This is a genomic window from Shewanella polaris (genome assembly GCF_006385555.1).
Classification (GTDB): domain Bacteria; phylum Pseudomonadota; class Gammaproteobacteria; order Enterobacterales; family Shewanellaceae; genus Shewanella; species Shewanella polaris.
Genome location: NZ_CP041036.1, coordinates 370,674 through 390,652, shown reverse-complemented (window position 1 = coordinate 390,652; position 19,979 = coordinate 370,674). Strand labels below are relative to the sequence as shown.

The window sequence follows — 19,979 nt, the reverse complement described above, 5'->3', positions numbered from 1 at the left end:
ATCTTCTCTATTGGCAGATCAAAGTGACGACATTTTACCCTTTGCGGCTGCAAGCCTCTAGTCTAGCAAGGGAAATAACCCATTTATAATGCGATTTTAGTCTAAAACTAGACCAGAAGTAGGAATTGTTATTTTTTACACATAAACCAGTGTTCAATAACTAAGCTATTTTGCTATACTCAAAAAAGTTGTTATCTTAAGGACTAAATTGTGGATTCACATTTGGTCTAGGATTTAATATTAGTCGTCACTTCAACCGATATATAAACCACGGATAAAGTAACCCTTATGGTTAAGCAATTACTTCGCAAACTTTCGAATCATGATGGCAAAATATTGCCAGCATCTGTTTATGCTGTATTTGCAACGTCAGCACTTGCATTATTATTAAGCCAAGTATTGATAGCATCAGAGATCCATAATGCCAGTGGCGAAACCTGTGTATGCAATAGCAACGCAAGTTACGACGCCAAACTACCAAGCAGTCATCCTAAAAATCGCTGCACAGAGCAGTCAAATGATGTCAGTTGGGGGAATTGGGTAGCAGGTAATAGCCGTTCAAGCCAATTTCACTTTATTGATTTACTAGAGTTGATCCATGGTCACAAAGATAAACCTTTGAATGATATGCCAACTTCTAGTAGTTCAAATCAGATCTTACACTAATGTCGATTTGGCAGGTGTTCAGTAGCACTGTTGCAGCTTTCTTTGGTGTGCAGACAGAGCAGAATCGCCAAAAAGATTTTAAAACTCAATCCCCGCTACCTTTTATTATCATGGGGATAATTCTCGCTATAGCATTAGTCATTTCTTTGATATTAGTCGTCAACCAAGTGCTAAGTTAATCAGCAGCCGTTATACACACCCACTAAAGTACCCGTTAATGTAGCGGTTTTACCACTCTTCTTCGCGATAATGTTGGTCGTACAACGCCATAATTTCATCCACTTTTTTCCGTGAGCTGCCTTTTTGGCTAATATTACGTTGTACAGAAATCGTTGAGAAAGAGGCGCCACGATATAACTCTCGTGTTAATGGAATATCATGATTACTGATCAACACCGGAATATTGCGTTCGTGAGCAATAAGCCGTGAATGACGCGCGAGTAATGCTTGGTCGTCTAAACTAAAACCTGGCCCCACATATGTGGTAAAGCTGGCGGTCGTTGATAATGGCGCGTATGGAGGATCACAATAAATAACGTCACCGCTATTAGCTAAATCAAACGCCTGCTCATAACTAATGCATTTAAAAGTCGCTTTTTGCGCTTTTAATGAAAAGTGACGAATTTCAGCTTCAGGAAAATACGGTTTTTTATACGAACCAAATGGCACGTTAAAACCACCCTTGCGGTTATAACGACACAAGCCATTAAAACCATGGCGGTTCATGTATAGAAAATAAACCGAGCGAGTAAAAGGATCACGACAAAGATTGAATTCTGCTCGAATACGATAATAGGCTTCTTTATCATTCATTTCATCAACGAACATTGCCTTTGCCGCTTCGATATAGACATCCGGCTGCTGTTTAACAATTTGATATAGATTGATTAAGTCTTGGTTAATGTCGCATAACAAGTACTCATCATAATGAGTATTGAGAAAAACCGATCCCGCCCCAACAAAAGGCTCAATAAGTCGATTTCCAGATGGAAGGTGTTTTGCTAGCTCATCAACGAGTTTATATTTACCACCCGCCCATTTGAGAAAGGCTCTATGCTTTTTTATCATGAATAGTCATTATGCCAGCAAAATTAAAGCACAAGATTGTACTCTGTTTAGCAACAATTATCATCGGCTAAAGTAGAATAATTGTGTCGAATTTTCATATTATTGACTTAGATAGCGTTGAATACAAAACACTTAATCTTGCCGTTTATAATCATTTAAGTCCGCCCACTTTCTTACCCAAGGTTCAGCCAACCCATACTTTTTCTGGAGCATTTTAGCTTTCGAGTTTGCCGCAGCTAAATCATCGAAATCGCCTAAAAATAAGATATAACGTTGTTTGTTGCTCATAATGAAAACCTGCGACTCTTGCGCAAGCTTTGCCAAAATAGGAGTGAGTGATGATTTATCATTTACGCTTGCGAGTTGCAGTGTAAAACCTTGTACTTTCACAAGCTGTTTATTATCTCTCTCAACAATATCACTTGGTTTATCTGCCGCTTTGATTTTTACTTTGGTTAATTCGCCTTCAAAGGACAGCCCTTTTATTGACGAACTCACCTTCACATCGGTGTAATTGTTTGCAGGCAATTCATTAGAGAAGGTTAAGTCATTATTATCCACAACCAAACTGCCGACTACTTTTTGCGATTCAACTAACAACATTGGCGGGTAATTGTCACCAAATTCAGCCCGTGTTAGTCCCCGCAGAGAAAAGTATTTATTCAACGTATTATCTGCAAATTCAATTAGATATTGATGCGCGCTTTCACGTTCGATAGCTTCTTCGACCGTCAACGTTGGTTGCGGCGATGTGGCAATTGGTTGAGGTAATAGTGTACTGACCACGAAACCAATAGCGACACAAATTGATATGACAAATACAGTGATAGACAACTTAGTCGCGAAACGCCAAGGAGTTTTATCTGTTTGAGGCTCTTCTAATGCTAACGCTAACAATTTAACAACTTCAGCTGGTGTGCCTTGTTGTTTCTCTAATTGTTTATGGATAATTTCACGTGGGATAAACGGCGTTTGTCGACTTCTCAGTAATAAACTCTGATACAAGCCGTCACGTTCTGCAACCGATAAGGATTCAATTGTGACAGGTAATAACTTAGCGCGAGTATCATCTGTTAAGTCGGCGACTAAGGTTTGCCAAAAACTAGGCGTAACAGTCATCGTTACAGCAACAGGTTTACCTGCACAGTATATTTGACTCAGCAAGATGCATTCCGCCCAGATATCTTTCGGCAAGAAATCAGCATCATCAATAATAATATGTAATGGCTTTTTTAAACTGGATTGGATTCTGAGCACTGTGTCCATTAAAGGACGCTCATCATCGAAGATAGGGGCTGAGATTAATTGAACCAGAATTTTTCGGCGAATTTCCGCACTATCTGCATGTTGAGGACAAATGATTAATGCAGAATTATAGTCATCTAACTCACTCGCTAGTGCAGCCGTTAGCGTTGACTTACCCGAACCATTGCCCCCACAAATAACCAACAACTGCTCGCTATAGCTAGCAATGTGCTGCAAACGCTGAACTAGCGCTTCTTGAGTGGGTAGTAACAATAGCCCTGGAGTCGTCAAAGATTCACCACACTATAGTTTATAAGCCGCTAACAACCTGTTTAAGTAAGTCTTCACTAACTTCACTAAACACATCAGCTTGACCTATTCCTGTAGGTAACACTAAGCGAATTTTACCACCTAGGACTTTTTTATCGCGGCGCATATGCTTAATAAAATGTTCAAAACCCATCGACTCAGGAGCCGTTACAGGTAAATCAAACGCCAACATCAGTTGGCGAATACGCTCAACACTTTGCTTATCTAATAAATTAAGCTTATATGCTGTTTGTGCTGCAAGAATAGTCCCAGCAGCAACGGCTTCACCATGCAACCAGACACCGTAGCCCATTTCAGCTTCGATAGCATGCCCAAAGGTATGTCCAAGGTTTAATAATGCTCTTACACCTTGTTCTGTTTCATCTTGCTCAACAACATCTGCTTTAATTTGGCAACATTTAGCAATCGCATAGGTTAGCGCATCAGTTTGAAGCGATTTTAATGCTTCAACATTGGCCTCAAGCCATTGAAAAAAGTCTGTATCCCAAATAATACCGTACTTAATCACTTCGGCCATCCCTGCAGCAAACTCATTTGCGGGTAATGTATTTAAGCAAAGTGTATCGATAATCACAGATTTGGGTTGATAAAATGCACCAATCATATTTTTCCCGAGCGGATGATTTACTGCTGTTTTACCACCAACAGAAGAATCAACTTGGGACAGTAACGTAGTGGGTACTTGGATAAAATCAATTCCACGCTGATAACACGCTGCCGCGAAACCAGTCATATCACCAACAACACCACCACCTAACGCAACTAATACAGAATCACGGGCAAAATTATGCTCAAGTAATCCGGTAAAAATATAATCTAGATGTTGTAAATCTTTAAATTTTTCGCCATCAGGCAAAATAACCGTTTCAATGCGCGCGCAAGCGCTCATCGCTTGTTGTATCTTTTTCAGATACAACGGAGCAATGGTGTCATTTGAAACAATTAAGGCTTTTTTGTGTGTTAGGTAGCGAGTAAATAACTCGCTGTCACTCATCAAATCCTGGCCAATGTAAATGGGGTAACTTCTATCACCTAATTGAACCTGAATCTGTTGCATGTTATTACCTAAAAGCCAAGTTGCTCGATAATTTGGTTTGCGACGATTTTCGCGCTTTGCTCATCAGTCTTAACGATAACATCCGCAATTTCCTCATATAAAGGATTACGGATCTCCGCTAAGCTTTCGAGCACTTCACGTGGATCATCTACTTGTAACAACGGTCGACGCTTATCTCGCTGAGTACGCGCGACTTGCTTGTCGATTGTTGTTTCCAAATAAACCACTATACCTCGAGCAGAAAGATAGTTGCGGATATCTTTACTCTGAACAGAACCACCACCTGTTGCGAGAACGATACCTTGCCTTTCTGAAAGATCACCGATGACTTGTGCTTCACGACGACGGAAGCCCTCCTCACCTTCAACATCAAACACCCAGGCAATATCTGCACCAGTACGTTGTTCAATCTCGTGATCTGAATCGTGGAAATCTAAATGCAGCATTTGCGCCAGATGGCGACCAATTGTGCTTTTACCTGCGCCCATAGGGCCTACCAGAAAAATATTGCGTTTTTCAGCCATTTCGTATACGTCTGAATCTTATATGGAAGAATGCCTTATCGACTTAAACTCAAGCCGACCTATAATTTAACCTTGCTCTAATGAGACTTGACGGAGGATTATCTCAGTTAAGGGCTACCGCTTGCAAGTCATCACGGCTATTTATAGTAATTTTATTATTGTTCATGATATTCCCAAGGTAAAAAATCCATAATAAATATATTAATATATAATTAAAATTATAAAATTAAATGATAAATAACAATAGTTTAAATTAAAAAACCAGCTATAAAATAGCTGGTTTTTTACGATATTGTTGCTAAAAATTATGTTATAGCTTTTCGGTCACAATCTTGGGTGTAACGAAAATTAACAGCTCTTGACGCTCATTAGAGTCAGTTGAGTTTCTAAATAAGAAGCCCACTAACGGAATATCACCCAATATTGGCACTTTGCTGACCCGACTAATTAAGTTCTGTTGGTAAATACCACCAAGGACAATTGTCTCACCATTATCAACTAGCACTTGTGTACCGATGCGTTGAGTATCAATGGCAACTGCTTCCCCCGTTCCGGTTGATACTGTTGTGCCTTGTGAATCTTGAGTAATTTCAAGATCAAGGATCACACGGTCATCTGGGGTTATTTGCGGTGTGACTCGCAGCGATAACACAGCCTTCTTAAAGGTTACGGTTGTCGCCCCACTTGATGCAGACTCAACGTATGGGATTTCAACACCCTGTTCTATGTATGCCGACTTCTGATTAGATGTGGTAATACGAGGGCTGGCAATAATTTCACCTTTATTTTCTTGTTCTAAAGCGCTTAGCTCTAAATCGAGAATGGTACCATCTGCCAATTTAGCCACATGAAAAGCGATACTGGTCGCCGAACTTGCCGCTGCTGGTAGATTCACATTAAGACGATCATCTACACTAGGAATCGTACCATTTGCAATGCTGGTAGCACCTTCAATAGTACCGGAAGTACCGTCTGATCCCTGTTGGTCTGTTATACCCCAACGAATACCTAAGTCTTCACTGACATCGTCTTTAACTGTCACCATACGTGCTTCAATTAAGACTTGTTTAATCGGAATATCTAACACTTCAATTAATCGATGTACGTTTTCTAAAATCTCAGTAGTATCTTTTACTAACAAGGTATTAGTACGCTCATCGACGGCAACACTGCCACGAGATGAAAGCAGGGTTGAATCAGTTGTTTTAAGTAACTCAGCAATATCGACTGCTTTGGCATAATTTATTTGTAAGTATTCAGAATATAGCGGAGCTAACTCTTTCACTTCTTGTCTATTTTTTAAGTCATTGCTTTCTCTGATGGCAAGTTCTTCACTTGGTGCCACCATTAGAATGTTGCCCTCAATCCGTTTATCAAGACCTTTAGTTTGCAAGATCAGATCTAAAGCTTGATCCCAAGGTACATCATCTAAGCGTAAGGTAATATCGCCTTCAACCGTATCACTGGTGACAAGGTTGAAGTTGTTATAATCAGCAATAATCTGCAAAACAGTTCGAACAGAAATATTTTGGAAGTTTAAAGACAATGAGCGGCCATTATATTTTTTGGCTTCTTTCGCCATAGAAACTCGTTCAACTTTATCTACACTGACCTTAAATACGTTGCCGTCTTGGCGATAGTTGTAATCATAGTTACCTTCTATATCAACCAAAATACGGGCGGTTAAGTCATCTTTAAATGTCTCAAAACTATTCACTGGTGTGGCAAAGTCTTGTACATCCATAACGTAAAGTAAATCACTACCAATATTGGTATTGTAGAGTTGTATTTCTAGCTTTGAACCAACTTGTTCTACATTCGCCGCGACTGAACGATTACTAAGATTAAATAATATTTCTCCACCACCGGTTTTATTGCGGCGAAAGTCAATACTGCTAATACTATTAACAAATGGGTTATTTGCTTCAACTGGGCCTGATACATCATCATTTATGGTTAAACGGTAGCTATTACCAACAATTTTACCTTGATATGGCTTTACTTTATTCATTGCAATAATGATTTGTAAATCGCTACCTTGTTGTTGTGCATTTAACACTTTTACACCAACAACATTTATCGGAATGGTATTTTTATTTAAATTTGAAATCGTGTCAGAGAAATTCAATATGATTTCTACTGGGTCAGCCGATAAATCAACAGATGGTGACGCTATTGATGATTCAAAAACTAACTCTAATTCTAATTGATGATCAACCATTGAATGATATTTGACATCTATAAGACGGTTAGCAGCTATCGCACTAGGTATTAAACCCATTATTAATACTGCACCTAAAAGTGCTCTACTAAATATTAATTTTGTTATTGTTTTTTTCATCGTGGCAGAAGACTCCATTATTCCCTCATCCTTCGCACGTTATTTTCCTGATAGTTCTAAATTGCTGGATCTTTCTGCCCAACAACCTGAACCATCAGGGATAATTTCGATAATTTCGATAAATTGCGGTGTTACTTTTGCAATTCGGCCATGATAAAGCCCTAAATACTCACCTACACCAACACGATAAACATTGCCATCACTAGACTCCACTAAAGCCCATATATCACTACCTTCACTCAATGTTCCACGCATTCTTAAATTATCTAATGCATAGGTTTCTAACCGACTTTTACGACGTTTCAAGTCTGGTTGCAAACAATCCTTAGATGTATCAATTACTTCTTCTGTTAATTCCCTTGACGGAGGAACAAAAGGGCTGCGCAATGATTCAACTTGATAAGCAAAATGTTCAAACTTCGGCGTTTGTTTTAATGGTGGTATACGCGCTACCTGTTGTGCTTTTGTAGTAGTAACAAATAGCTCTAAATCGCTGCGTTCGCCAATACAACCACTTAATAAAAACACCATTGACAATAATAAAGGCAAAAATTTCATTATTTCTGCCCCTTCTTAGCCGGTGGTGTTAATTCAGCCCCTTCTTTAAAACGATACGTTTTAGCAAGAATATCCATGGATAATCCACCGGTATCATTTTGCTTTATAATAAAGTCGTGCAAACTCACAATACGAGGTAACTTTGCAACACCACTAACCATATGCCCCATTTGATGGTAATTACCTTCTACAGACATTTTTATTGGAAATTCAATATAAAAGTCACGTTCGATTTCATTATCCCAATCTAGACTGTTAATTCTGAGACCTGCATCAGTCGCTACAAAGGTTAAATCATCTAACAACCCTGGCATTTCATTTTCAGACGGTAGCATTTTAAGTAATTCAGCAAATTGTATTTCCATTTCGGCTAATTGTTCACGATATAATTTAAGGTTTACCGCTAAACGATATTTAGTTTCAAAATCTTCACGCAGTTGAATTTCTTTTTGCTGTTCAGCTTCCATTTGGTCGAGCGAATCTGAAATAAATAAATAATAACTGGCACCAATAACACACAGAGACAAAAAAGCGGCGAAAACAATTTTCACCAACTTGGGCCAACCACCAATATTGTCAAAATCAATATCGTTAAATTGCTCTAAGTCGAGATTCATTTTCTCTCTCCTTGGCCCGAGTCAACATTCATTAATTGCGAATCATCACGAATAGTAATTCGTAATTTAAACCGTTGCAATTGCCTTAGCTCTTCGTTTTGGGTCACGATAGATTGCATACTAGGATCATTAAGATAAACAGAGGTTTTAACTTTTCTCATCATATTAGCGACATTGTTATTTGATTCACTTCGTCCTTCAATTAATAACACACTACCCTTTTTCTCTATGCTTGAGAGATAAATGCCAGGTGGTACTACTCGAACTAATTCATCTAAAACATGAGTCGGTAAATTACGTGACTGTTGCAGATTAAGAATAATTTCCGTACGACGTTCAATGTCTTTTTTACGCTCGGTAATTTTTTTAATTTCTGCTATTTGAGTATTGAGCAAGCTAATTTCAGATTCTAAATAGGCATTGCGTTGACGCTGATCGTCTGTAACAACTTCTAAAAAACCCAAAAATAAATAGACTACAAGTGACGTGACTAAAAACACTAACGAGAGAATACCGATAAAGTCGCGTTTTTGTTTTTCTCTAGCTTCTTCACGCCAAGGTAATAAGTTTATATTCGCCATTGAGCATAACTCCTTAGCGCAAGGCCACATGCCACCATATATTTACTTATAGTAGGTTGAAGCTGACTTTTTATTAAATCACTAGCATGTAAACAACCTTGGAAAGGATCCGCAATAATCGTATGCGTACCCAATTCGTTGCTGAGTAGCTCAACCAATCCCTCTAACTTAGCTGTGCCACCGCATAATACAATATAATCAACTTTCTCTCGCCCACTGGCGGTACAGTATATCTGTAGTGTTCGTTTAATTTGTTGTAGCAACTGCATCTGAAATGGTGATAATACTTCAAACATATAATTGCGAGGTAATTGGCCAGTTATTTTAGCGTTTTCAGCCTCATCATTAGGCATACCATAAAAGGATGAAATTGATTGAGTAAACAACTCACCACCAAAAGCTTGCTCACGTATGAAGGTAGTATCACCGTGTTCGACTACAGAAAAGGTAGTCATATTGGCACCAATATCAACCATGGCGATTGATTTTTGAGTGGCATCTTCAGGTAACTGACCATAAATTAATTCTGCTGAGCGCCCTAATGCATAAGCCTCTACATCAACTACTTTGACGTCTAATTCGACTGCATCCAATGAATCAAGCCGTGAATCGATATTTTCGGTACGGCAGGCACTGAGTAACACATCGACTTTTGTTGGGTCGGTTATGTTTGGACTGAGCCTTTCAAAATCAATACTTACTTCATCAATTGAATAAGGAATGAGGTTGTCAGCTTCAATTTCAATTTGCGCCTCCATCTCTTCTTCACTTAACGATGCATCCATATAAATGACTTTCGTCATAACGGCAGAACCGGAAACAGCGACCGCTGCGAATTTAAGAGATTTAGGTAAGCCGCGCCTAACCTGCCTTAATGATTCAAGGACAGCTTCAGTGTCACGAATATCATGATCGACTACAGCGCCCTTTCTTACAGGCACTGCCGCATAATTCTGAATTTTATATCCATCCGCCGTCTTGCTCAACAATATGGCTTTAATTTCATGAGACCCAATATCAATCCCGACCATTTGAGGTGCTTGACGCTTCCATAATTTTGAAAGCATAGTCCGTCATCATTCTATTTTTATTTTCTAAGAGATTAGCACATAATCAACTCGTTATAAGTATTTAGATAAAATGTTTAAACATTTTACAAATGCTTTTTAGTTATTTCATGTTTTACTTCACGAAAAAGCCTCCCGCTTATATACTACCGCCACTATTTCTAATTTTACTGGAATGATTGAGTGAAGTGGTTTAAACGTTTATTGATTGCATTTTTTAGCCTATCACTACTTGGCGTCGGCGCTATCGTTGCGGCTTACTTTTATGTGTTACCAAGTTTGCCGGATGTTAATTCACTAAAGACGGTCCAATTACAAACTCCACTGCGTATATACAGCCGTGACGGTAAGCTTATTTCTCAGTTTGGTGAGAAACGTCGTATTCCAGTAGAATATGAAGATGTGCCTGTTCAGTTAATTAATGCGGTTCTCGATACTGAAGATGCACGATTTTTTGAACATAACGGTATCGATCCAATTGGTATTATCCGTGCAGCACTTATTTTGGTCACGACTGGTAAAAAAAGTCAGGGCGCGAGTACTATTACCCAACAAGTTGCACGAGGTTTTTTCTTATCAAATGAAAAAACTTATATTCGTAAGATCAAAGAGATTTTCCTTGCTCTTAAAATTGAAAAAGCACTTTCCAAACAAGAAATTTTAACCCTTTATTTAAACCGTTCTTTCCTAGGAAATCGCGCTTATGGTGTTGGTGCGGCATCTCAAGTCTACTACGGTAAAGAACTTAGCCAGCTTACACTACCAGAGATGGCAATGATTGCAGGTTTACCACAAGCTCCTTCTGCAGCAAATCCTATTAGAAACCCAGAGCGAGCGATATCTCGTCGCAATTGGGTACTTAGCCGTATGCTTGAGAAACGCAATATTACTCAAGCTGAATACCAAGTCGCTATTAATAGTCCCTTAACCGCCAAATATCATGGTGCCGAAATTGATTTATACGCTCCATATATCTCAGAAATGGCACGAGATTATATGATCCAAAAATACGGCGAAGAAGCAGCCTATACCAACGGTTACAATGTCTACACTACGATATCATCAGACTTACAACTAATGGCTCAGGAGTCTTTAAGAGATAATATTTTTGCTTATGATCAACGCCATGGTTATCGTGGTGCAGTGGCTGAGTTATGGACTGATACACCGATACATAATGAAGATATTGTGGCGATTTTAAAACGCACACCTTCTATACAAGGCATTATGCCCGCGGCAGTCATCAGCGTAAAAGATCAACAAGCACAAGTTATTGATGAAAAAGGCAAACTGATTACGCTTGAATGGAAAGGCTTAAAATGGGCTCGTAAGTTTATCAGCGATAAACGTCAAAGCTTACCACCAAAACTAGCGACTGATATTTTAACTGCTGGTCAGCAAGTGTGGATCCGTCATAACGGCAAGCATTGGCAATTATCTCAAATTCCGCAAGTGTCTAGTGCAACGGTTTCGCTTGCACCCCACGACGGCGCAATTGAAACCTTAGTAGGCGGATTCAGTTTTAGCCAAAGTCAATTTAACCGAGTAACACAAGCTAAACGCCAATTGGGTTCTAATATTAAACCTTTTATTTATGCCGCTGCATTAGAACATGGTTACACATTAGCCACGCTCATTAATAACGCGCCAATTAATAAACCTGACACTCGCCAAGGTACGGCATGGCGTCCTAAAAATTCACCTGATATTTACGGCGGTCCAACACGTTTACGGATAGGTTTGGCTCAGTCAATTAACGTCATGTCTGTTAGAGCGATGCGTCATACTGGCTTAGATAACACTATCAATAAATTAGTGCAATTTGGTTTTGACCCGAGTGATTTACCTCGAAATGAATCGTTAGCATTAGGTTCTCCTTCGGTCACACCATTACAAGTTGCTACAGCATTTAATACTTTTGCTAATGGTGGTTATCTCGTTGAACCGTATTTTATTGATCGTGTAACTGACTCATACGACAACATGATTGAACAAACTATTCCTGCCATTGCCTGTAGTAAACCTGAGGCTGAAGAACCCATTGCTATTGATGACCCATTCGCGGCAATGGCTGAAGAATTAACGCCGCAAATGGTAAAACCATCAGCGGACAATGCACATGAAACAACCGAAGTTAATTTAATGACCGTTGAACAAAATATTTGCACTAATCCGCAAGCGCATTTTGCTAAACGAGTCATTTCTGAACAGACTGCATTTTTAATCACAGAAGCACTAAAGAGCGTAATTTGGGGTGGCGGCGACTGGAGCAAAGGCACTGGTTGGAATGGTACTGCTTGGCGTGCATCTAAATTAATTAAACGTCATGATATTGCGGGTAAAACAGGAACGACTAACGAATCTCGAGATACTTGGTTCAGTGGTTTTAACCCAACACTTACGGCAACTTTCTGGGTTGGTTTTGATGATCATGGTCGTCAGCTAGGTCGCTCTAGTTGGATGGCTAATGGCGAACCAGATCAAATATCGGGTGCAGAAGCCGGAGCAAAAACAGCAGGACCTGGTTGGAATGACTTTATGAACAAAGCCCTTTCTGGTACCCCTGAAGCTTCAGTCATTCCCCCTAAAGGGATTGTGTCAGCACGTATTGATTTAGCTACGGGTAAATTAACACGTAAAACAGACTACACTACTCAGTTTGAATACTTTGTAGAGGGTACTGAACCTAAAGAATACGTTACCGAAACTCAACAAAATGGTGATATCTTTATTGATAATCCAGCTGAAGATTTATTTCAGTAAGTGGGATAACCTTTTACGTAATAAAAAAGCCATTCACTTGAATGGCTTTTTTATTTCTGTTGTCACTGCGGATTATTTCGGCATCAATAGCTGATGTAGTTCAGTAAGATTACGCACCTGATAACTTGGGGAGATATCATCACTCAACGGCTCGTCATGATGATTTAGCCAACAAGTGTCGATACCGGCATTAATACCACCTAGAATGTCAGAATGTAAGTTATCACCGACCATCAACACCTGCTGTTTTTCGGGATTGCCCATTAAACTAAACGCATGATTAAAAATAGCGACATCAGGTTTTGCTTTACCAAGTTGCTCTGAAATAACGACCGGATTAAAGGTATCTTGAAAACCTGTGCGGCTCAAACGGATACTCTGTAATTCGGTAAAACCATTAGTAATGATACCTAGATTAACCTTGCCATTTAATGAATCAATAAGGGTTCTAGCCCCGGGTAGTGGCTGACAAATATCGGCCATTGCCATTAGAAATTGGCTATTTAAATGTTGTGGTGTGACTAACAATTTACTTGCCCAATGATGAAAACGAGTATGCTGCAGATGGCTAGCACTAATTAATCCATTTTGATATTCAACCCATAATGGTTTATTGACCTGCTGATAGGCAGCAAAATCTTCTATATTAAAATCGACTTCAAAGCGCGAAAACATTAATTTCAATCCAGCAAAGGCATCGAAATGAAATAAGGTTTCATCTGCATCAAATAAAATCCATTGATATTTATTGAGTATATGTGACATCAACTAAGGCCTTATTGGTTAAAATAATAGATGTTGTGATGACGACTATAAGTCGAATAATGGCATTAATTGGTTTTCTTGCTGCAACAGACTTTGATAAATTGTTAACTGATTAATGCCGCGATCCAAATTATGATTTGGATGCTTTATGCCAAAATAAATATCACCATTTACATAATCAGTTAAAAATCGTACTCCCAGCATTAATGGCATCACTTTAGTGCCTAGCCATAAACTGCGTTTTTCGAGTGGGGTAATAATATCTTTAAGAGACTGAATGTACGCGTTAGCAGCCGCGACAATTATCTCCGATCGTGCGTGCACATTGGCCAAGTTGGTTGAATCTTCAGCCTCGGGAGAGCAAAAGGCGCGAACCATATCACCAAAGTCATACATCAAATAGCCTTTCATACAGGTATCTAAATCGATAATGGCCAGACTTGATCCATCTCGTTTATCAAAAAGCATATTATTGATTTTAGTATCATTATGGCATATTCGCATAGGCAAATCGGTTTCGTACTGTACCAATGTGGCCAATAGTTCTGTTTGCGCTAAACATAAGTCTACCCATTTTTTACAATGGATTAGTCGATTGTGAGCATCAGCGGCCTTTGCATCATGTAATTGAGCCATTCGTTGAGGTAAATTTAAAAAATTGGGAATAACATCGATAACATCATTGGAGGATAAATCACTCAACGCCGCCGCAAAGCGCCCAAAAGCCTCAGCCGCCAGCATAGCCTGCTCGGGAGTATTAACCACTTCAATTGTGTCACAGTGGGGCAAATAATCTATTGCCCGCCAAAAGCCATGTTCAGCAAAATCCAAATAAAGTTCACCAGCTACTGTGGCTATTGGGCTAACTACTTGTAGTGGATAATGCTGCTGTTGGCGCTTAGTCAGTAAATGTTGGCTTATGGTGGCAGCATTTTGTATGACCACCTTAGGTTCTGTAAATATTTGGGTATTAATGCGCTGTAACACCAACGATTTTGATTTATCACTCACCAAAAAGGTTTGATTAATATGGCCATTGCCCAATGAACTAACGGTACTGAAATTGTGACTAAAACCAAATTGAGGCAGTACATTTTCGCGGATAAAATTAATCAATCAAGAACTCCAATATCCTGTTTATCAAAATAAAGATAACCCCAAAAAATTATTTATTGGTTATCTACAAGATGATTATTGGCTTAGTATCATTTCAAATTGAGGGTTTTGCATTAACGTCGCCTGACTGCCTTTAAGACTAAACTCATAACCACACAACTTAAAACTGCCTCTAAGCGCGACATTATTCACAATGGCATTTTTATCTAGCGGAGTAAATCGGGCTTCAGTAGCACTATCCTGTAATAAATCAACCGTTATAGGCCGATAACTACTACCGTCATTAAACTCAAGATGACTACAGGTTTTATCACCTTTTGCGGTAGCTAAATCCCACAGCTTATGTTCATCACCACTATCACCTAACCACCTAACAATAAGGATATTATTGTCTAATGCTAACCAAAATCCATCTGGCAATTTAATGGTTTGTCGTAAGCTAGTTTGCTGCTCATTAATTGTATCTTCAGTCGGTTGACTTTGTTTCGCTTCATTGTCAGAAAAAGCACTGACTAAAGCGAAAACTAAATAAACAACAAGACAAACAGCCAAAATAGCAACGGCAATTTTACCGATAAGTATCAGTTTTAATCGATGTAATTTGGCCATATTAAGCCAAGTCTTTGTAAGCTCAGTAATTGACCCTGACTGTAACGCATTTTGGTCGACATACAGAGGTTGATGACTACGACTTGATGATGTTGTGAATGATGCAGATTGGTCACTCTCAACGGCCGAATCAGCTGAATGAGCTATATGCACATCATCTTGATCTATTATTGTTAGTTGCTGTAAATCATCTTTGAATTGATGCTTATCAACCTCTGCAGAATGTGGCACAGCCGAGTCAGTTAAGACGGCTTCATTATCACTCAATACTGGTGACGTAAATGAATGTTCCGACTCAGAATTAACAGGGGGGATTTGACCTTTCATTACGGGTTCTTGACGCTGGTGTACCGAACCGAAAATGGATGATTGTACTATGCTTGGTCCATTATACCCTTGCACATACCTAATCGAATTTTTAGCAGGTAAAAATGCAAAGTACCCACCACAAGCAAGGCCAAATAAAAACACCCCAGCTAATATCCCTACAGGCATCATAAAGTAAATCAATATGCCAAAAATCAATACTGGAACAACACAGATCATCGCCAACTTAATCGGTTTGTTGGCGTCATTTAAACGACGAATAGCAGATAAACCAACAATAGGCATGACCGCCAACATCACAATCCAATTAATTACACTCGCCGAAAATACGATCGCAGTGACCGTTAATAGCAAAAATGCTGCTAATAAAATTGCCATTAACCTTAAACCTGTGTCACGGCCTTCTCTGCACAGTACGGCTTTTAAAGACATCAATCATTCCTATTTATTTACAAAAATATCAAAAATAACTCGCTAGAAAACACAATTCGTTGATAATTCTACTCCGTTATATTGGCAATTATTGAATTGTTGTTAACACCATAATCATCAGTCACTGCTAATAGCGCAAAGCCTACAGAATTAATCCTATAAAGCCAGAGCCGACCTAGTTTTTTCGTTACTTTTTTACTGACTCTCTTGCAAGTTGCTTATGCCAATCATTGACTCACTTTAATTAATCCTATCACCATAATATACATCAGCAATCTCTATGATTGCGCTAGCATAACCTTACTGTTAGCGAGTATAATATTAAGCTTTCTTAATGAATAATTGGATGAGACTCCCTATTTATGAGCACTCGTGGAAATCTTTTTATTGTGTCAGCTCCTAGTGGCGCAGGTAAATCGTCACTTATATCAGCACTTTTAAAAGATAAACCCAGCGATAAACAGGTTTCTGTGTCGCATACGACCCGTAAACCTCGCCCCGGCGAAGTCGATGGTCAACATTATCATTTCGTTACTGTTGAGCAATTTAAAGCATTAATTAATCAAAGCGCTTTTATTGAATGGGCCGAAGTCTTTGGTAATTTTTATGGCACATCCAAAAGTGTCATTGAACAAACCTTAAATAAAGGTATTGATGTATTTCTTGATATTGATTGGCAAGGTGGCGAGCAAGTAAAAATATTGATGCCTAATACCGTTGGGGTGTTTATTTTACCCCCATCTAAAGCCGAACTTGAGCGTCGCTTAACTGGCCGAGGCCAAGACAGCAAAGAAGTCATCGATGCACGTATGGCACAAGCCGTTTCTGAAATGTCTCATTACACTCAATATGATTTTGTGATTGTAAATGATGATTTTGATAGCGCATTAGCTGACCTAAAGGCAATTATTCGTAGTCAACGCTTAACCTGTGCTAGTCAGCAGTATGCTCAAAATGATATGCTTAATGATCTCTTGGCAGATTAATTGTCATAGTGTACAATTTTGCGTCATTTTTTCCCATAGATAACACTGGAGTTTCAACACATGGCTCGCGTAACTGTAGAAGACGCCGTAAATAAAATCGGCAACCGTTTTGATATGATCCTGGTTGCAGCGCGTCGTGCACGCCAAATCGCCGTGCAAGGTAAAGAACCTATGGTTGATGAGATGAATGATAAACCAACGGTTATCGCTTTGCGTGAAATCGAATTAGGTTTAGTCACCTCAAATACTTTAGATGCTGATGAGCGCCAAACTGTTCGTGAACGTGAAGCAGCAGAAATTGCCGCTGTCGCCGCCATTGCAGAAGGCCACGTTTTATAAGGAGTAGCGCCACTTGTATCTGTTTGAAGGTCTAAAAGAGTCAGCATCCAGCTATTTAGAGCCGGATCAAGTAGAATTACTCAAGCAGGCCTATTTAGTTGCGCGTGATGCCCACGAAGGGCAAATGCGCACAAGTGGCGAGCCTTACATTACCCATCCAGTTGCGGTTAGCCGCATCTTGGCAGATATGCGTCTCGATCACGAGTCGCTTATGGCTGCCTTGCTCCATGACACCATTGAAGACACCCCTGTTACCAAAGAAGAACTCACTGAGTTATTTGGTATTACAGTGGCAGAACTCGTAGAAGGTGTATCAAAGCTAGATAAAATTAAATTTCGCGATAAAAAAGAAGCTCAAGCGGAAAACTTCCGCAAAATGATGATGGCGATGACTCAAGATATTCGAGTTATTCTCATTAAATTGGCTGACCGAACCCATAATATGCGCACATTAGGCGCTCTTCGCCCTGATAAACGTCGCCGCATTGCTCGCGAAACCTTAGAAATCTACGCCCCAATTGCCAACCGATTAGGTATTCATAATATCAAAATCGAACTTGAAGACTTAGGTTTTCAAGCTTATTACCCTATGCGACATCGAGTAATACGTGACGTTGTCAAAGCTGCTCGTGGTAATCGTAAAGAATTAATTAATAGTATCGAAGTCGCTATCGAATCTCGCCTAGAAGATGTAGGTGTGCCCGCGACAGTGAAAGGTCGAGAAAAAAATCTCTATTCGATTTATCGAAAAATGCGCAGTAAAGAATTGCAATTTCAAGAGGTCATGGACATCTATGCGTTTCGCGTAATAGTAGACTCTATCGATACTTGTTATCGCGTCTTAGGTGCAATGCACGGTTTATATAAACCACGTCCGGGCCGTTTTAAAGATTACATAGCCATTCCCAAGGCCAACGGTTATCAATCGCTACACACCTCATTATTTGGCCCTCATGCTGTTCCTGTTGAAGTGCAAATTCGCACCGAAGAAATGGACCAAATGGCGGATAAAGGTGTTGCTGCACACTGGATGTATAAAAACAATGCCGATGCACCTCAGCAAAATACCACCCAAGTTCGGGCTAACAAATGGATGCAAAGCTTGCTTGAATTGCAGCAGAGTGCAAGCAGCTCATTTGAATTTGTTGAAAACGTTAAAACAGAACTGTTCCCTGAAGAAATTTATGTGTTTACCCCTGAAGGGCGCATTTTAGAATTACCTGTTAATGCTACAGCGGTGGACTTTGCCTACGAAGTGCATACTGATGTTGGTAATACCTGTGTGGGAGCTAAAGTTAACCGCCAGGCTTATCCTTTGAGTCAGCCGCTAATTTCTGGGCAAACTATTGAAATTATTACGGCTAAAGGTGCTCGACCTAATGCCGCATGGCTCAACTTTGTTGTAACAGGTAAAGCCCGCGGTAAAATTCGTCAGGTCCTGAAGAGTTTAAAAGGTGATAATGCAATTGCACTCGGCAGACGACTACTTAATCATGCATTAGGTGATACTAAGCTAGAAACGATACCTGTCGAATTACTTGAAAAAGTCATCAAAGAAACCAAACATAGTTCTTTAGACTCTTTACTCGCTGACATTGGTTTAGGTAACGCCATGAGTATCGTGATTGCCCAACGTTTATTAGGTCAGCAGTTAGACGCTCAAGATCAAAATAATGAAACGTCGCAAATGGCTATTCGTGGCGCAGAAGGAATGTTGGTTACTTATGCTAATTGTTGTCGCCCTATCCCAGGTGATGCAGTCATAGCCCATGTGAGTCCAGGCAAAGGCTTAGTGCTGCACATGGAAAATTGTGCCAATATTCGCGGTTATCAAGGTGAGCCGGATAAATACATTTCAGTACATTGGGATAATGTAGAAGGCGCAGAATATCAAGCAAACTTACGCGTTGAAATTGTTAACCATCAAGGTGCGCTAGCTAAAATCACCTCAATTATTGCTTCTGCGGGATCAAATATTCACAATCTCAGCACCGAAGAACGTGATGGCCGAGTGTATTTGATTAATTTACGTATTTCAGTTAAAGATCGTGTTCATCTGGCCAACGTTATGCGCCGGATCCGTGTGTTACCTGAAGTATTACGTACCTCGCGTAACCGCTAATTCCTAACAACAATAAAGAGAGCACAATATGGCTGAAAAAATTATCATCACAACAGACAAAGCCCCACAAGCAATTGGGACTTATTCTCAAGCTGTTAAGGTTAGCAGTACGGTTTATCTTTCAGGTCAAATTCCACTTGATCCAAAAACAATGACTATGGTGAGCGATGATTTTTCTGAACAAGTCGTACAAGTGTTCGAAAATTTAACGGCTGTATGTGAAGCCGCTGGCGGAAACATGAGTGATATCGTTAAGTTGAATATATTCCTAACCGATCTATCCCATTTTGCGACCGTGAACGAAATTATGAGTCGTTATTTCCAGCAACCGTACCCTGCTCGTGCAGCTATTGGCGTCAAAGAGTTACCAAAAGGGTCATTGGTTGAAATGGACGGAATAATGGAAATCTAACAGTGACACTTCAATATGTCAAAGGCGCCTAGGGCGCCTTTTTTATTATCAGCA

General features: G+C 39.6%; 19 protein-coding genes. 7 read left to right on the top strand and 12 right to left on the bottom strand.

The genetic code is table 11. The features are described 5' to 3' along the window. Positions 1 to 288: 288 nt before the first annotated feature. Positions 289 to 666, top strand: coding sequence for a hypothetical protein (locus tag FH971_RS01730; RefSeq protein ID WP_137223521.1), 378 nt, complete (start codon positions 289 to 291; stop codon positions 664 to 666). Further along, positions 666 to 845 carry a DUF2970 domain-containing protein gene (locus FH971_RS01725; RefSeq protein ID WP_137223523.1) on the top strand — a complete coding sequence of 60 codons (180 nt, stop codon included), beginning with the start codon at positions 666 to 668 and terminating at the stop codon, positions 843 to 845. Before FH971_RS01730 ends, FH971_RS01725 begins: the two co-directional genes overlap by 1 nt. 49 nt (positions 846 to 894) lie before the next feature. Here FH971_RS01725 and FH971_RS01720 read toward each other — a convergent pair whose 3' ends face one another. The 9 genes from FH971_RS01720 to FH971_RS01680 form a co-directional block, all read right to left on the bottom strand. Continuing rightward, complete coding sequence (locus tag FH971_RS01720) at positions 895 to 1,734, bottom strand: Dam family site-specific DNA-(adenine-N6)-methyltransferase (RefSeq protein WP_140233127.1); 840 nt, start codon at positions 1,732 to 1,734, stop codon at positions 895 to 897. 132 nt (positions 1,735 to 1,866) lie between these two features. Next, positions 1,867 to 3,270 (bottom strand): AAA family ATPase, encoded by a 1,404-nt coding sequence (locus FH971_RS01715; protein WP_140233126.1) that lies wholly within the window; start codon positions 3,268 to 3,270, stop codon positions 1,867 to 1,869. 19 nt (positions 3,271 to 3,289) lie between these two features. Continuing rightward, complete coding sequence (gene aroB / locus FH971_RS01710) at positions 3,290 to 4,366, bottom strand: 3-dehydroquinate synthase (RefSeq protein WP_140233125.1); 1,077 nt, start codon at positions 4,364 to 4,366, stop codon at positions 3,290 to 3,292. 8 nt (positions 4,367 to 4,374) lie between these two features. Continuing rightward, positions 4,375 to 4,890, bottom strand: a complete 516-nt coding sequence (aroK, locus tag FH971_RS01705; RefSeq protein WP_011635865.1) for a shikimate kinase AroK — start codon at positions 4,888 to 4,890, stop codon at positions 4,375 to 4,377. Between the two features lie 310 nt (positions 4,891 to 5,200). Continuing rightward, complete coding sequence (locus FH971_RS01700; protein ID WP_140233124.1) at positions 5,201 to 7,249, bottom strand: type IV pilus secretin PilQ; 2,049 nt, start codon at positions 7,247 to 7,249, stop codon at positions 5,201 to 5,203. A 21-nt stretch (positions 7,250 to 7,270) separates the two neighbouring features. After that, the gene (locus FH971_RS01695) at positions 7,271 to 7,789 is read right to left on the bottom strand and encodes a pilus assembly protein PilP (protein ID WP_137223533.1); all 519 of its coding nucleotides are present in this window, start codon (positions 7,787 to 7,789) and stop codon (positions 7,271 to 7,273) included. Then, complete coding sequence (locus FH971_RS01690; RefSeq protein WP_140233123.1) at positions 7,789 to 8,406, bottom strand: type IV pilus inner membrane component PilO; 618 nt, start codon at positions 8,404 to 8,406, stop codon at positions 7,789 to 7,791. The genes FH971_RS01695 and FH971_RS01690 overlap by 1 nt, the downstream gene beginning before the upstream one ends. After that, positions 8,403 to 8,987 carry a PilN domain-containing protein gene (locus tag FH971_RS01685; protein ID WP_140233122.1) on the bottom strand — a complete coding sequence of 195 codons (585 nt, stop codon included), beginning with the start codon at positions 8,985 to 8,987 and terminating at the stop codon, positions 8,403 to 8,405. Before FH971_RS01685 ends, FH971_RS01690 begins: the two co-directional genes overlap by 4 nt. Beyond that, complete coding sequence (locus tag FH971_RS01680; protein ID WP_140233121.1) at positions 8,975 to 10,054, bottom strand: pilus assembly protein PilM; 1,080 nt, start codon at positions 10,052 to 10,054, stop codon at positions 8,975 to 8,977. The genes FH971_RS01685 and FH971_RS01680 overlap by 13 nt, the downstream gene beginning before the upstream one ends. A 183-nt stretch (positions 10,055 to 10,237) precedes the next feature. On the opposite strand from FH971_RS01680, the gene FH971_RS01675 reads away from it, so the two are divergent. Continuing rightward, a complete protein-coding gene (locus tag FH971_RS01675; protein WP_140233120.1) occupies positions 10,238 to 12,817 on the top strand; it encodes a penicillin-binding protein 1A in 2,580 nt (859 codons plus the stop codon). Between the two features lie 72 nt (positions 12,818 to 12,889). On the opposite strand, the gene yjjG is transcribed toward FH971_RS01675, so the two are convergent. The 3 genes from yjjG to FH971_RS01660 form a co-directional block, all read right to left on the bottom strand. Further along, positions 12,890 to 13,582, bottom strand: a complete 693-nt coding sequence (gene yjjG, locus FH971_RS01670) for a pyrimidine 5'-nucleotidase (RefSeq protein WP_140233119.1) — start codon at positions 13,580 to 13,582, stop codon at positions 12,890 to 12,892. Between the two features lie 45 nt (positions 13,583 to 13,627). Continuing rightward, positions 13,628 to 14,698, bottom strand: coding sequence for a phosphotransferase enzyme family protein (locus tag FH971_RS01665; protein ID WP_140233118.1), 1,071 nt, complete (start codon positions 14,696 to 14,698; stop codon positions 13,628 to 13,630). A gap of 75 nt (positions 14,699 to 14,773) precedes the next feature. Next, positions 14,774 to 16,066: a DUF805 domain-containing protein gene (locus FH971_RS01660; protein WP_140233117.1), complete on the bottom strand. Its 1,293-nt coding sequence runs from the start codon at positions 16,064 to 16,066 to the stop codon at positions 14,774 to 14,776. 362 nt (positions 16,067 to 16,428) lie between these two features. Here FH971_RS01660 and gmk point away from each other — a divergent pair, with 362 nt between their 5' ends. From gmk to FH971_RS01640, 4 genes are read left to right on the top strand one after another with little or no spacing between them, the layout of a single operon-like run. Then, a complete protein-coding gene (gene gmk / locus FH971_RS01655) occupies positions 16,429 to 17,052 on the top strand; it encodes a guanylate kinase (RefSeq protein ID WP_137223549.1) in 624 nt (207 codons plus the stop codon). Positions 17,053 to 17,112: 60 nt separating this feature from the next. Further along, positions 17,113 to 17,391: a DNA-directed RNA polymerase subunit omega gene (rpoZ, locus tag FH971_RS01650; RefSeq protein ID WP_137223551.1), complete on the top strand. Its 279-nt coding sequence runs from the start codon at positions 17,113 to 17,115 to the stop codon at positions 17,389 to 17,391. Positions 17,392 to 17,404: 13 nt separating this feature from the next. Continuing rightward, complete coding sequence (gene spoT, locus FH971_RS01645; protein WP_137223553.1) at positions 17,405 to 19,513, top strand: bifunctional GTP diphosphokinase/guanosine-3',5'-bis pyrophosphate 3'-pyrophosphohydrolase; 2,109 nt, start codon at positions 17,405 to 17,407, stop codon at positions 19,511 to 19,513. A gap of 28 nt (positions 19,514 to 19,541) precedes the next feature. Next, positions 19,542 to 19,925 carry a RidA family protein gene (locus tag FH971_RS01640; protein ID WP_140233116.1) on the top strand — a complete coding sequence of 128 codons (384 nt, stop codon included), beginning with the start codon at positions 19,542 to 19,544 and terminating at the stop codon, positions 19,923 to 19,925. Positions 19,926 to 19,979: the final 54 nt, after the last annotated feature.